Consider the following 12,916-nt stretch of genomic DNA (forward strand, 5'->3'; position numbering starts at 1 on the left):
ACACCTATAAGGTTATCCCATGAAAGCAGTTTCACATAGGCGAAAAATTAAAGGAATTATGGTGAAAATAAAGAAAAAAACTCTGATTAAATCAATCAGAGCATTCCTCTAAAGTCTCTTGGCGATACGCCGACAAACTTTTTGAACTGTTTATAGAAATAACCCGTTTCCCAGTAACCTACATTTTTTGCGATATCTTGAACTTTGGCAGAGGAGTTTCGCAGTAGTTCTTTGGCTCTATCGATGCGGTACCCGTTAATATACTCCGTAAAACTCTCTCCCGTTTCTTTATGAAAGAGATGCCCAAGATACACGGGATGAATATGGTATTGGGCACCTAACACCTTCAATGACAAATCCTCGTTAAAATGCTGCTGGATATGGTGCAAAATCTGCTGAATGACAGGGCTCTTCACGTCATTGTTGAGCGAGTCAACCAGACCGCCGACCCCTTCTTTCACGGCCGTAATCAAGTCGTCTATCGATATGGACTCCATAATATCGGTAATCGTGTTTTTTACAAAATCGGGGGCAGCCGTGTATTGAATATCGTTAAGCTCCAGCTTCAGGCGAACAACCATCTCAACCGCGACACTCTTCAGTATCGTTGGGGTCATGCCCTGCGTGTGGCGAAGCCGGTCAAAATCGCTGTCGATCAGCTCAAACAGCCCCTGCTTGTCCCTGCCAGCGATGCCTTTTGCATACTCAGGCCACTGGACCGTGTAGGATTCCGCGGCTTCGCCCTTCTTCGCCTGAACATCAACATAATCCACGTAGGAGGGCTGCTCCAGCACGAGATAGTATTCCTGTGCCTCCTTCGCATGGAGATAGCTATCCTTATAATTTCCTCCGAGGCTCTCTATGCTCCCAAGCGATATGCACAGCTCCTCTTCATAACACTGCTCGCGCACCTGCTGAAGGAGCCTGATCGCCCTCGCCTTTTCCGTATCCGGCTCCCTCATCATAAATATCACCACATGGTCGCCGTCATTGTCCCGGAAATACATAACGCCCTGCTCCTGCTCCATCAATTGATACAGACAGCTCTCAAGCGGCGTGAAATCAGCTCGCAGTATGGATGCCATGACATAGGGCAAATTCAGGTTCAGCCCCAGAAGATTAGCGCGTTCCTCCAGCTCCTCCGGCTCAATCCGGTCCGTGATCCAGCGGTATAGAATATTGCTTCGCAGAATGTTAATGTCGTATTCGTCCAGTCTCATTTCTCTCTTGGCATTGTTCATCTTATCGGTCGTACTGGCAATGGTCTCTTCCAGTTCCTTCAGATTGATCGGCTTGAGCAAATAATTCTCGATCCCGAGACGCATGCCTTCCTTCAAATAGGCAAAATCGTCAAAGCCGCTGAGGATGATCACCTTCAGATTGCGGTTCAGCTTGCGTGCGCCTTCTATCAATTCAAGTCCTGTCATCACAGGCATTGATATATCCGTTATGAGGATATCAACGGGGACGACCGCCATCTTCTCCAATGCCTGGCGACCGTTTCCTGCGTGACCCACCACCTCAATGCCATACTTGGACCAATCCACGACATCTACCAATCCTTCTATAATGAACGGTTCATCATCCACGATAAATACCTTATACATCGTTATCCAACTTCCCTTCTGTCACCGGAAATCTGACGGTCACCGTCGTTCCGTTACCCGGCTCACTCTCGATGTCCATCCCGTAAGAACTTCCAAACGTCAGCTTTAACCGTTCATTCACACTTCGCAGCCCAAAGGATTCTCCGTTGGACTCAGCCATCTGTAGTCTTGCACGGATATCCTCAAGCCGCTTTGGTTCGATTCCCTTCCCGTTATCCTTGATCACAATGCAGACCTCACCGTCCTGCTGCGTAGCGGTGATCGATAGCCAGTTATCATCCTGGTCGCTCCGCAATCCATGTACAATATAGTTCTCAATGAGCGGCTGCAGCGACATTTTCATCATCGGCACACTCTTGATTGGTTCCTCGCAGAACATTTTATAAATATACTTGTCCTTATAGCGAATACGGAACAGTTCCAGATAGAGCCGGCAAGCTTCCAGCTCATCCTTCAACGTATAGTTGGACTTGCGCTGTACGATATTCTTAAACAGCATCGATAAGCTGTAGATCATATCACCAACATCCTGAGCGCCCTGAGAGAGAGCTCTCATTCGTATCACCTCAAGCGTATTATATAGAAAATGCGGGTTAATTCTGGCCTGCAGCGCGGACAGCTCCGCGTTCTTCTGGTTGATCTCCGCTTTATATACCTTATCGATATATCGTGTCAGCTCATCCAGCATTTCATTAAAGCTGCCGGCAATTTGCCCCAGCTGATCCTCCTTGGTATCCTGCATCCGGGCAACAAACTCGCCCTTCTCCACCTTGCGCATGAATCGGATGATGTTATCGGTCCGCTTGGAGTAGTTCACAATCATCAGGGCCGGAATGGAAACGGCAACAACAATGCATAACAAGGCTGCAATAATAATCGTGCTCTGCAAGCCATGCAGGGATTCCGCAACCTCGCGCTTCGGAGTAATCCCTACCACCGTATAGCCCGCCTGATTGTGAGCCAATATGGTTACATACGACTCCTCGTCCAAGAATACGGTTTCTTTGGAATTGAGCAGCCGCTCCGCATAGGGATACTTCTCGCCATAATATCTGCCACCAGAATCAAACATTACGCTGCCATCACCCGACAGGACCATTACAGATCCCTTCATCTCATCCTCGCTGCTGTTCAGCACGGTTGCGAGCGCTTCCGTCCGGAATAAAACAAGCAGCTGCCCCAGATTCTTGTAGGTGGTCATATCATTGATCGGACTCCGTATCGAGAATAGCGGTACAGCAGCATCTCCAGCCAGCTTGCGAACCCAGAAATTCGGCAGTGTGACGCTCTGGCTTTCCATGGCCATAACATCGGGTATGTAAGAATGCGTAGCGTTCGCCTGATAGAGCCGGGTCATGCTGCCCTGTTTATATACATACACATACTGCTTCTCGGCACTGTACAGCATAATATTCTCAATATCCGGATCATCGTCCAGCCGCTGCTTAAAGTATGCAAGCACACTATCCGTATTGGACTGCCCGCTGCCCACAATCCGGTTCATCCGCTTGGCAATATATTCATTGAACGAGTTCATCAGAAAGTAGGAGGTGTCAAGGCCAAGGGAACCATTGCGATACAAGTCATTCACGTAGGACTGTACATTCTCATATTTTTGATTCACGTGCCGCTCCACCCGTTCAACTCCGCTGCGCTGGATATCCAGTTCGCTGCGAACAGCGGATTGAAACAAGAAATAATACATTAGAAAAGATAAAGTTACGATGGTGACCACCGCAATCAGGGAAATCAAGAGCAGCATTTTGGTAAACATATTATTTTTGATGTATTTTTGATAAAACCCAACAGGAGACATCCGTTATCCCCTTCCTGATGTAAAGCTTTTCATTATTAAATATAACATCGACCCGCCCTTATCAATGGATGAAATTTCTTCCAAACCGTGAAGGTGCAATCTGCCTATTTTAGGCCAATTCTGGGTCGAATGCCTTCCCCGATTCATAACATGGATGAAAAAGGAGGTGGATGATGATGCCCAAGTACCGCATCATTGTCGATGTGGCCAACTATCAGCTGCATTTGCTGGACGGTGACGCCGTGGTACATACGTACCCGATTGCTGTAGGCAAAATGGCCACGCAGACCCCTCCCGGCAATTACACAATCGTCACCAAAGAGCCCAATCCAGGCGGACCATTCGGAGCTTATTGGTTAGGTTTGTCCAAACCGCACTACGGCATCCATGGCACGAATGATCCTTCATCCATCGGCAGATCCGTTTCCCATGGCTGCATTCGGATGTACAATGAGGATGTTCTGCAACTTGCTTCGCTCGTACCCCTGCATACCCAGGTCACCATACGAAACTAATAACATAGACTGGTGATTTCAAATCCCTCCAAATTGGTTAAATACAAATGTTATATGGTACTTACGTATTTACCTATTCGTTGTTATGGAGGGATTGCCCATGATGCAGAGCAAATATTTCAGGACATGCTTCGGTATAATCGCGCTGCTCTTAATCATTTATCTAGGATCCGAGATCAGCTTTTTGTTCCGCCCAATCGTCTCCATGTTCAACATGTTGATTGTTCCTGTCGCGATGGCCGGCTTCTTCTATTACCTGCTTCGGCCAATTGTCGATTACCTGGAACGCCAGAAAATCAAACGCTCCATTGGTGTCTTGATGCTGTATTTCGTGTTTGCCGGACTCTGTGCGATCTTTGGCATCGTGGTGTGGCCGACACTTCGGGAACAGATGGAGACTTTCATAAGCAACGCCCCTTTCCTAGTGGAGGGCGTCCAGGAACAGATTGACCAGCTGCAGCAGAATCCGTACTGGTCCCGCTTCATACCAACCGAATCAGAGTTGACCACTTCGCTCACGGAATATATGAATCGCATCATTACCTGGATCAGCAACTCCATCAACAACCTGATTACCGTTGTATCCGGTGTTGTTGTCATTATTGCTACGATTCCCATCATTCTGTACTACATGCTCAAGGAGGGCAACAAGCTGCCGCCAAGATTGCTCAGCGTTCTGCCTAGACGATTCCGCCGTGACGGTCAGGAAGTGCTGGGTGAGATTGATTCCGCACTCAGCAATTTTATTATCGGCAAAGTCATCCTTAATCTTATACTTAGCGTTCTGATTTATATCGGATTTTTAATTATTGGACTGCCCTATTCCTTGCTGTTAACCGTGATCTCCTTCTTCTTGAATTTCATTCCGTATATCGGTGCGCTGCTTGCAACCATCCCTGTCGTTATCGTCGGGTTCATTGAAGCTCCGTCCATCGCCATATGGTCTGTCGTTGTCATTGTGATCGCACAGCAAATTCAAGATAATATTCTGACCCCTGTAATCTATGGCAAACAGCTCGATATTCACCCTCTCACCACGGTGGTCCTTATTCTGGTAGGTGGAGATTTCTTCGGACTCCTCGGTATCCTGCTCGCTATTCCTGCCTATATGATCATTAAAATTCTCGTGGTGCGGATCTACGAACTCTTCCTTGCTGAAAAAGTAGAGGAGGCTTAAACGCTTCAAGGAATTCTGCTTATCCTTCATTCAAACAAAAAAAGGATGTCCCCGCCAACTTTACGATGGCTGCTGGGGACATCCTTTATTCAAATAATTACGCATTGCCCCGCAAGGACCGAACGACAAAATAATGCTCGTCCTTACGCAAAATCATTCCATTTGACAGCGTGACCGTTTCCTCATCATGAGAAGCAAGAACGGCCTGAGAGGAGACCAATTGATTGCCCCTCCATACCATCACACAAGATCCAAAGTAGACTGCATTATCAAATTGAATCGTATGATTCACGACATAACCGATAGAGTTTAGAGCCGGAGAAGAATTTCTCGGCATTATTCTATGAATGGAGCGAAACGGGATGACAAGCTCCCCCGGGCCAAGAATGACCTTCTCCTGAATGGGGTCCCATGATTTCAACACACCTTCAACCGTGCTTTTCGCCCCGTCTAAACGCTGAATGACAACATGACGACCGATCCAATGCTTCATGAAGGTCACCTCTCGCGGATTATTCAACTCCATCGCCCGATGTGCTTGGGATGTCCCAATTCACCGGATCCATACCCTTTTGCATTAAATAAGCATTCGATGCTGAAAATGGACGACTGCCGAAAAAACCTTTGTGCGCTGCAAATGGACTCGGATGACTGGACTCAAGCACCTTGTGCCGACTTCGGTCTATGAAAGAACCCTTCTTCTGTGCGTAACTGCCCCATAATATAAACACCATTGGCTGATCGCGTTCATTCAGCTTTGCAATAACGGTATCCGTGAATCGCTCCCACCCGATTCCTTTATGCGAATTGGGCTCACCTTCGCGTACCGTAAGAACCGCATTAAGCAGCAGCACCCCCTGATCAGCCCATGACTGTAAAGAGCCATGGTGCGGAACAGGTACACCCAAATCGGATGCCAGCTCCTTATGTATATTGCGCAGAGACGGAGGAATCGTAACTCCGGGTGAAACGGAAAAGCTTAATCCCTGTGCCTGCTTTCGTCCGTGATAGGGATCTTGTCCCAAAATAACGACTTTTGTGGATTCATACGATGTTTGGTGAAGAGCTCGAAATATATCTTCCTTAGGAGGATACACCGTGCTGCGCCGGTATTCCTCGTCCACCCGTTCCATCAACGCTTCAAAATAAGGCTTATCCATCTCTCCGTTCAGGATAACGTCCCAATCATTGTTAAACATCCGCATCTCTCCTCCCCTCCTCCTCACACAGGTCAGCGTGGAATTATAAAAGAATGCGATTTTTATAGAAAGGACTTTAACGTCTTCCATTCCGTTTGTTCCGATAATAGCCTTCGTCAAAAAAATTGACCTCTTGTCAATTTAAAAAATAAGCCGGCACCCATACAGGGGGCCGACTTATTTTGCATCTTACCAGACGCTGTTATAATGCCGAGGACGGGGGTCGAACCCGTACGGTAGTCACCTACCGCAGGATTTTAAGTCCTGTGCGTCTGCCAATTCCGCCACCCCGGCATATTTTATCTTAGATTCGCTCTATTCAAATCACCATATGGGATTCATACCGATTAACGGAAAATTTTGCGATTCTTTTCGTTCTGGCGACAAAATCGATAATACCATGTCTAACCATATGATGTCAATATATGAAACTCATATTTTTTCGCATCACCCTGAATGCGATCCCCCATTTTTCTCGATTGCCCCGAGTCGCTGCTCTAATTCATCGATTCGATCGCGCTGCTCCGTTATGTCCGATGCTTTACCGGAAGCCTTTACCTTTGCCCAATCCTCCACCCCCTGGTAGCGGCTCACGTCAATCCCTTGGGCATTCGAACGATTACGTGATTGCATCTGGATCACTCCTTTCTACCATTACATGCTCTGCATGCGGAACATGCTTGTGCCGATCGGTGTTTAATGTCGAACGGCGTCTGAGCCAGACATTAGGAATAATTTTACCGTGTTCACCAAATGATAAAGAAGCTTGCATGTCACATGCCAAGACTAGAACAGCAGAGAAAAGGATAATGATCACCATGAAAAAGCTCTCAACTGTTATATGGCTTACTCTCTCCCTCTCCCTGTGCCTTAACGAGCATGTTGATGCAGATCATGTGCCGTCTGCTTCCAAGGGAAGAGACTACTATGAGGAACGCGGAGAGATCGTATGGGAAGTGCCCACACCCAGCAAAGTGATTGCCCTCACCTTTGATGATGGTCCGGATGCACACACGACCGTTGAAATTCTGGATCTGTTAAAACAATATGGCGCAAAGGCGACTTTCTTTGTTGTGGGCAACCGGGTGGAGAAACACCCCGATATCGTGGCTCGCGAGCTTCACGAAGGGCATGAAATAGGAAACCACTCCTACACCCATCCTCCCTTCCACAATATCAACGCCAGCAAATTAACCAGTGAACTGAACCGGACCCAGGAAGCGATTTTCAAAGCGACAGGCAGCAAAACCGTATTGTTCCGCCCGCCCGGTGGAAGTTACAATGAATCCATTGTAAGAACAAGCAAGGATATCGGTATGCTGACCGTATTGTGGTCATGGCACCAGGATACGCTGGATTGGCGAAAGCCCGGCGTCAACCGGATCGTCAAAAAGGTTCTGGATAACGCGCACAATGGAGACATCGTGCTTATGCACGATTTTGTCCCGACCAGTACACAGACGGTGGAGGCGCTCAGCGTGATTTTGCCGGAGCTGCAAAAGCGTGGCTTCACATTTGTTACTGTATCCGAGCTGCTCTCCTATCATGATAAATCGCATAAGTTTATTGAAGTAAACCACTGATTCATCCCATTGCAATGCTAAAATAACCGCTGCCTGCAGGAGGTAACGGTTATTTTTTATCAGCTGATTTCTCGCTGTTTCGGACATTCAAACTCCCACTTGAATATTTTAAATCCATTTGATAAGATACAGAACGAACGTTCAGTATAGAAAAATAATGACAATATCTATACGTATAAGGGGGGCGCTAATGAACAAAAAACAACAGCAGAGCGAAGACACCAAGCGGCGCATCGCTGAAGCGGCCAAAGCCCTCATTATGCAAAAAGGATACAAGTCGACCTCGATTGAGGAAATCGTAGAAGCAACAAGAAGCAGTAAGGGCAACATTTACTACCACTTCAAAAGCAAGGAAGGGCTGTTTCTGTATCTTATCGAGGAATGGGATCTGGAATGGGAGCAAAAGTGGAGCAGCAAAGAACATCAATATACCACCATCACGGACAAATTGTACGGCATCGCGGATCAATTGGTGTTTGATGATTTGAACCACCCGTTCTCCAAAGCACTGGATGAATTTCTGAACAGCAGCGAGAGTATGAGCGAGGATGTGGAACAGCGGATTACCCAGATCATTCGAAATCGACTGGAATTTAATCAGAAAATGCTGCAGCAAGGGATTGATCAGGGTGAATTTGAGAACCATAACGTGGAGCACCTCTCAATTATATTTGAAAGCTTGATCGCGGGTTTAAGCCAGATGTCTCAAATGGCCAAGCTCGACAATGTGCTCGCGCTTTATCATTCTGCCATTCGTGTGCTCTTGTATGGTATCGCCAAGAAACCTGGCATGAATAACGGCAGATAAACGTTCCATTTTTTGTGGAATGTTACAAACCGAACGTTCAGTATGCAATTATATAAACATGTAAATCACGACAACACGTTGGATCGTCATTTATTTTTGGAGGAATCATCATGTCATTACTGCTGCGTAATAATGGAGCGATCCTGCTCCTCATGTTCAATATATTTTTAGTCTTTACCGGTATCGGTCTGGTCATACCCATTATGCCCACCTATATGACGGAGCTTAATATTAACGGCAGTACCGTGGGCATGCTCGTGGCTGCTTTTTCATTAACACAGCTGCTGTTCTCGCCACTCGCGGGCCGCTTGTCCGACTCCGTAGGACGTAAAAAAATTATCATCTCCGGTATGATTGTATTCGCCTTATCGGAATGGCTGTTCGGGGCTGCCAGCACGCCGACGCTGCTGTTTGCAGCCAGAATGCTTGGCGGCATAGGTGCCGCACTCATCATGCCTGCCATTATGGCCTACACGGCTGACGTGACTTCTAATGAGGAGCGTGCAAGAGGCATGGGCTTCATTAATGCTGCGATTACCACCGGATTCATTATCGGGCCGGGAATCGGGGGTTTCATTGCTGAGTTTGGGATCCGGGTTCCCTTCTATGCAGCCGCGGTCGCGGGCGGTATCGCTGCCTTGGTAACGTTAATTCTGCTGCCCGAATCTTCAGCCAAACAAGAAGCGCCTACCGTACTGGGACGGAAGAAGGAGAGTCTGTTTCTCCAGCTGGCGCGTTCCTTCAGAGAGCCTTATTTCTTAAGTTTGGTCATTGTATTTGTTCTCTCCTTCGGTCTTGCCAATTATGAGACTGTGTTCGGATTGTTCGTGGATCATAAATTCGGTTTTACCCCCAAAGATATTGCCATGATCATAACGTTTGGTTCGATTGCAGGCGCCGTTGTGCAGGCCACAATATTCGGATGGATCCTGAACCGGTTTGGGGAGAAAAGAGTCATCACACTCAGTTTGTTAACCGCGGGGATATGTATACTGTTAACCCTGTTTGTGCATAAGTACTGGTTGATATTCCTCGTAACCTTCCTGGTGTTCCTGTCGATTGACATCCTGCGTCCCGCTATCGGTACGCAAATGTCCAAGCTGGCCAAGGACCAGCAGGGCTATGTTGCCGGCTTAAACTCCGCTTACACCAGCCTTGGAAATATCGCAGGCCCGCTTGTGGCCGGGTATTTGTTTGACCTGGATATCAATTATCCGTACATCGCTGCCTCCATCGTGCTCATTCTCTGCTTCTTCCTGGCCATGCGTGCCGGCAGAGCCTGGTCCGCTACCGAAGCCGTCATGAATGAACGTTGACGAACAAGGAAACGATCCCCCTACCGCTATATCTTTATAACATGGAACAAGCGCCCGTCAGCAGCTGACGGGCGCTTGTTTTGCTATGTATTTTAATAAGCCACCAGGACAATGATTGCCAATAGAGCCACAAGCGCAAATAAAAGTGCCCAGCCCAGCTCGAAGCGTCTTTTTTCTTTGTAAGCCTTGAAGGCTTTTCTCGATTCAAACACGAATACAATCACCAAAAAGGCAAGCAACACAGGCAGTCCCCAGGACTGATTCAATACCCATTCTGACACTATGATCCCCCGTCCTATGTACTAAAATGAGCTGACATACCAACCAGCCGCAGCCCTTGGATTACGTCTGGTCTTTAACGGCTCCTCTAAAATGTAACGCAAGTCGCCTGCGATTACAAATTCCCCAAGGAGAACATGTTGAAACCACGGAGAGATTTGGGCGTATTGTTTCAAAGGACCTTTCGTGAAAACATGATGATCTGATTCGTCATTCGTGACAAACGAAGAACTAAGGCAGCAGCAACACCCCTTATCAAAATGGAGGTGCACAAGAAGTATGAAGAAGTTGGGAAGAACCCAATTAGAGCATTCCGGTGGTGTTATATCCTTGATCTTCGATGTTGTACTTTATATCCCCCGCTTGATCATCAGATGGTTAAACTGATACCAAGCAGCACGCTCGCTATGATCATTTATGGCTGCAGCCATATAAACAGCAAGTCATAACCACCGGCTTAGCCGGTGGCTTCCATCAGCCCTATAAGGGCATGGTACTAACAAGCGCCTATAAGGCGCATTGAAAGTCTGCCAACCGCGGGTATTCTCAGGCTTGCCCCTCAAAGGGGCTTTTTTATTTGCCCTTTCCTACCGACTCACCCGTAAACGGGTCGAACAGTTCTTTCATCGTGAGTTGTTCGTAGTTCTTGTCTTCTGTTAGTTGATTCCGAATGTACTCGGTGATCACTTTCTTGTTTCGTCCTACTGTGTCCACATAATATCCTCTACACCAAAACTGCCGATTTCCATATCGGTACTTCAGGTTTGCAAATTTATCGAAGATCATGAGTGAACTTTTTCCTTTTAAATATCCCATAAACTCCGATGCACTCAACTTCGGTGGTATGCTCACCAGCATGTGAATAGGATCTACACATGCCTCCGCTCCAGAATCTCTACTCCTTTGCGCTCGCATAACTCTCGAATGATTTTCCCAATTTCTCTTTTTAATTTCCCATAAATCACTTGCCTGCGGTTCTTCGGCGCAAATACGATGTGGTATTTACAGTTCCATCGTGTATGTGCTAGACTGCTTTTAACCATTCCTTTGTCCTCCTTGATCTTGATGATGCGGCCCTCAGACCGGCACCATCTTATCATGAAGTTCAAGGGATTTTTACTCATAGCTATAAGCTTTCCTGAACCCCCGGTCGAACCGGGGGTTTTCTTATACAACAATAAAAGACGAGTTAATTTAACTCGTCAGAGTATCTAGAAAGTCCAGAGGACTGTTCGCCACTTCATTTTTTTATATGGGGAGACTCATCTTTTAAAACAAAAATTGATTTAAAACGATCAAAGGCCCTAGTTTTGAAACTATTAAGGCAAATTTTAACCCCCTGCAAAAAACAGGGGGTTTCTCGACAACCTGACGAGTTAATTTAACTCGTCTTTTTAATGACATAAGATCAATGACGAGCTACGAAGGAAATCTTGCCGCAGAAAAATTTGTTGCGTTCCCATCATTTTGTATTATAACCGCCTGGCTGCTAAAAAATCTAACTGTTACTAGATCCCCAGCTTGTAACTGCAGTATAGTTGTAAATCCTACAGTGTCAATCACAGTTTGACCAGCTGGTGGAATGATGAGTTTAAAATAGTACGAGCGAAAAGCACCATTTACTTGAATTGAGAGTCGGACTTCTGCTGAACCAATAGTTATGCCTATAAAAAGGGCACTTACACTTAGAGAATAAATACCTGTTGCAGTAGGGATAAATGTACTCGGAAGTACATACTCGCCGGCAAGATCAAATATTACATTCGGAAAAGATATCAAAACGTCCGTATTGATAGGAACTTCTTGATCCGTATTATTTTCTGCTCTGAATGCAGATATCGGCACCGGGCCCGTAGGACCTGTAGGGCCTTGTAGACCTTGAGGACCTGGTGCTCCCGGTATACCTTGAGGACCTGTCGCTCCCGGTATACCTTGAGGACCTGTCGCTCCCGGTATACCTTGAGGACCTGTCGCTCCTGGTATACCTTGAGGACCTGTTGCACCAATCTCTCCTTGTGGGCCCGTAGCTCCAACTGGGCCCGGTATGCCTTGTGGTCCGGTAGGGCCGCCAGTAGGGCCAGGAATTCCTTGAGGACCTTGGGATCCAGGAAGGCCAGCCACTCCTTGAATACCTTGTGGCCCCGGAACACCTTGAGGACCAAGTAAGCCCTGGGGACCTTGTAAACCCCGTGGGCCTTGTAGCTTTAGAAATACTTTTTTTCGGCTCCTCCTACATCTACGTCTATATTTTGGATGTATTACCACCCATTTTAGTCTTTTAAATGCGATCGCCCCCCAGCATTATTTAAGACAGTTTATTGCCCACTCAAAAAATTGTTTGGACTAATAACTTGGGTCTTAAGAAAAAGCGGTTATTGCCTAGCGATTAATCAAACCCATCCTTCTGCAGCTCAATATCTATTTCAATCAGCTTCTTCAGGTCATCCACCGTCTTGATCTCAATCCGGCCCTCCTGAAAATCCTTAACCCACTTGGCTATACCGGCCTTGACGATCTTCCTGTATTGTTCCTTGCTCTCGAGGATACCTTCCATGACCGCGAGTTCATGTTGCATAAGCAAATCTTTATTCTCAGGTGTTCCCACTGTCGTTCCCC

Annotated in this window: 13 protein-coding genes, 1 tRNA gene and 1 pseudogene; 5 read left to right on the forward strand and 10 right to left on the reverse strand. The window is 46.9% G+C overall.

The features are described from left to right. Positions 1-95: 95 nt before the first annotated feature. Together B9D94_RS20045 and B9D94_RS20050 are read right to left on the reverse strand one after the other, a co-directional pair. Positions 96-1,607 (reverse strand): response regulator transcription factor, encoded by a 1,512-nt coding sequence (locus B9D94_RS20045; protein ID WP_120662284.1) that lies wholly within the window; start codon positions 1,605-1,607, stop codon positions 96-98. Then, complete coding sequence (locus B9D94_RS20050) at positions 1,600-3,423, reverse strand: cache domain-containing sensor histidine kinase (RefSeq protein WP_148247818.1); 1,824 nt, start codon at positions 3,421-3,423, stop codon at positions 1,600-1,602. Before B9D94_RS20050 ends, B9D94_RS20045 begins: the two co-directional genes overlap by 8 nt. 176 nt (positions 3,424-3,599) lie before the next feature. Between B9D94_RS20050 and B9D94_RS20055 the strand changes: the two genes are divergently transcribed. After that, entirely contained in the window at positions 3,600-3,938 is a 339-nt protein-coding gene (locus tag B9D94_RS20055) for a L,D-transpeptidase (RefSeq protein WP_148248827.1), read from the forward strand. A 100-nt stretch (positions 3,939-4,038) separates the two neighbouring features. Next, a complete protein-coding gene (locus B9D94_RS20060; protein ID WP_036637956.1) occupies positions 4,039-5,115 on the forward strand; it encodes an AI-2E family transporter in 1,077 nt (358 codons plus the stop codon). A gap of 97 nt (positions 5,116-5,212) precedes the next feature. On the opposite strand, the gene B9D94_RS20065 is transcribed toward B9D94_RS20060, so the two are convergent. From B9D94_RS20065 to B9D94_RS20080, 4 genes are all read right to left on the reverse strand, one after another. Next, positions 5,213-5,608, reverse strand: coding sequence for a hypothetical protein (locus B9D94_RS20065; RefSeq protein WP_006209132.1), 396 nt, complete (start codon positions 5,606-5,608; stop codon positions 5,213-5,215). Positions 5,609-5,627: 19 nt separating this feature from the next. Further along, positions 5,628-6,314: a uracil-DNA glycosylase gene (locus B9D94_RS20070; RefSeq protein WP_040680506.1), complete on the reverse strand. Its 687-nt coding sequence runs from the start codon at positions 6,312-6,314 to the stop codon at positions 5,628-5,630. A gap of 208 nt (positions 6,315-6,522) precedes the next feature. Next, positions 6,523-6,608: transfer RNA gene (locus B9D94_RS20075), tRNA-Leu, on the reverse strand. 153 nt (positions 6,609-6,761) lie between these two features. Beyond that, positions 6,762-6,947: a hypothetical protein gene (locus B9D94_RS20080; RefSeq protein WP_148247819.1), complete on the reverse strand. Its 186-nt coding sequence runs from the start codon at positions 6,945-6,947 to the stop codon at positions 6,762-6,764. 185 nt (positions 6,948-7,132) lie between these two features. On the opposite strand from B9D94_RS20080, the gene B9D94_RS20085 reads away from it, so the two are divergent. From B9D94_RS20085 to B9D94_RS20095, 3 genes are all read left to right on the forward strand, one after another. Further along, the gene (locus B9D94_RS20085) at positions 7,133-7,897 is read left to right on the forward strand and encodes a polysaccharide deacetylase family protein (RefSeq protein ID WP_120662301.1); all 765 of its coding nucleotides are present in this window, start codon (positions 7,133-7,135) and stop codon (positions 7,895-7,897) included. A 190-nt stretch (positions 7,898-8,087) separates the two neighbouring features. Beyond that, positions 8,088-8,705 (forward strand): TetR/AcrR family transcriptional regulator, encoded by a 618-nt coding sequence (locus tag B9D94_RS20090; protein WP_148247820.1) that lies wholly within the window; start codon positions 8,088-8,090, stop codon positions 8,703-8,705. 110 nt (positions 8,706-8,815) lie between these two features. Beyond that, positions 8,816-10,021 (forward strand): MFS transporter, encoded by a 1,206-nt coding sequence (locus B9D94_RS20095; RefSeq protein ID WP_006209127.1) that lies wholly within the window; start codon positions 8,816-8,818, stop codon positions 10,019-10,021. Positions 10,022-10,113: 92 nt separating this feature from the next. Here the strand turns inward: B9D94_RS20095 and B9D94_RS20100 are convergent, their stop codons facing one another. From B9D94_RS20100 to B9D94_RS20115, 4 genes and pseudogenes are all read right to left on the reverse strand, one after another. Then, complete coding sequence (locus tag B9D94_RS20100) at positions 10,114-10,302, reverse strand: hypothetical protein (protein WP_006209126.1); 189 nt, start codon at positions 10,300-10,302, stop codon at positions 10,114-10,116. A 571-nt stretch (positions 10,303-10,873) separates the two neighbouring features. Then, positions 10,874-11,343, reverse strand: a pseudogene (gene tnpA / locus B9D94_RS20105) (IS200/IS605 family transposase). Positions 11,344-12,075: 732 nt separating this feature from the next. Next, positions 12,076-12,462, reverse strand: coding sequence for a hypothetical protein (locus tag B9D94_RS31795; protein ID WP_216642857.1), 387 nt, complete (start codon positions 12,460-12,462; stop codon positions 12,076-12,078). A 224-nt stretch (positions 12,463-12,686) separates the two neighbouring features. Continuing rightward, complete coding sequence (locus tag B9D94_RS20115; RefSeq protein ID WP_120662289.1) at positions 12,687-12,905, reverse strand: hypothetical protein; 219 nt, start codon at positions 12,903-12,905, stop codon at positions 12,687-12,689. Between the last annotated feature and the right edge of the window lie 11 nt (positions 12,906-12,916).

This window comes from Paenibacillus sp. Cedars (genome assembly GCF_003184205.1).
In the GTDB taxonomy this organism is placed as follows: domain Bacteria; phylum Bacillota; class Bacilli; order Paenibacillales; family Paenibacillaceae; genus Paenibacillus_AQ; species Paenibacillus_AQ glucanolyticus.

What these genes read in the sequence shown, in the direction of transcription:
- B9D94_RS20045 (WP_120662284.1), bottom strand. Translation starts at nt 1,607, where the DNA reads ATGTATAAGGTATTTATCGTGGATGATGAACCGTTCATTATAGAAGGA.
- B9D94_RS20050 (WP_148247818.1), bottom strand. Translation starts at nt 3,423, where the DNA reads ATGTCTCCTGTTGGGTTTTATCAAAAATACATCAAAAATAATATGTTT.
- B9D94_RS20055 (WP_148248827.1), top strand. Translation starts at nt 3,600, where the DNA reads ATGCCCAAGTACCGCATCATTGTCGATGTGGCCAACTATCAGCTGCAT.
- B9D94_RS20060 (WP_036637956.1), top strand. Translation starts at nt 4,039, where the DNA reads ATGATGCAGAGCAAATATTTCAGGACATGCTTCGGTATAATCGCGCTG.
- B9D94_RS20065 (WP_006209132.1), bottom strand. Translation starts at nt 5,608, where the DNA reads ATGAAGCATTGGATCGGTCGTCATGTTGTCATTCAGCGTTTAGACGGG.
- B9D94_RS20070 (WP_040680506.1), bottom strand. Translation starts at nt 6,314, where the DNA reads ATGTTTAACAATGATTGGGACGTTATCCTGAACGGAGAGATGGATAAG.
- B9D94_RS20080 (WP_148247819.1), bottom strand. Translation starts at nt 6,947, where the DNA reads ATGCAATCACGTAATCGTTCGAATGCCCAAGGGATTGACGTGAGCCGC.
- B9D94_RS20085 (WP_120662301.1), top strand. Translation starts at nt 7,133, where the DNA reads ATGAAAAAGCTCTCAACTGTTATATGGCTTACTCTCTCCCTCTCCCTG.
- B9D94_RS20090 (WP_148247820.1), top strand. Translation starts at nt 8,088, where the DNA reads ATGAACAAAAAACAACAGCAGAGCGAAGACACCAAGCGGCGCATCGCT.
- B9D94_RS20095 (WP_006209127.1), top strand. Translation starts at nt 8,816, where the DNA reads ATGTCATTACTGCTGCGTAATAATGGAGCGATCCTGCTCCTCATGTTC.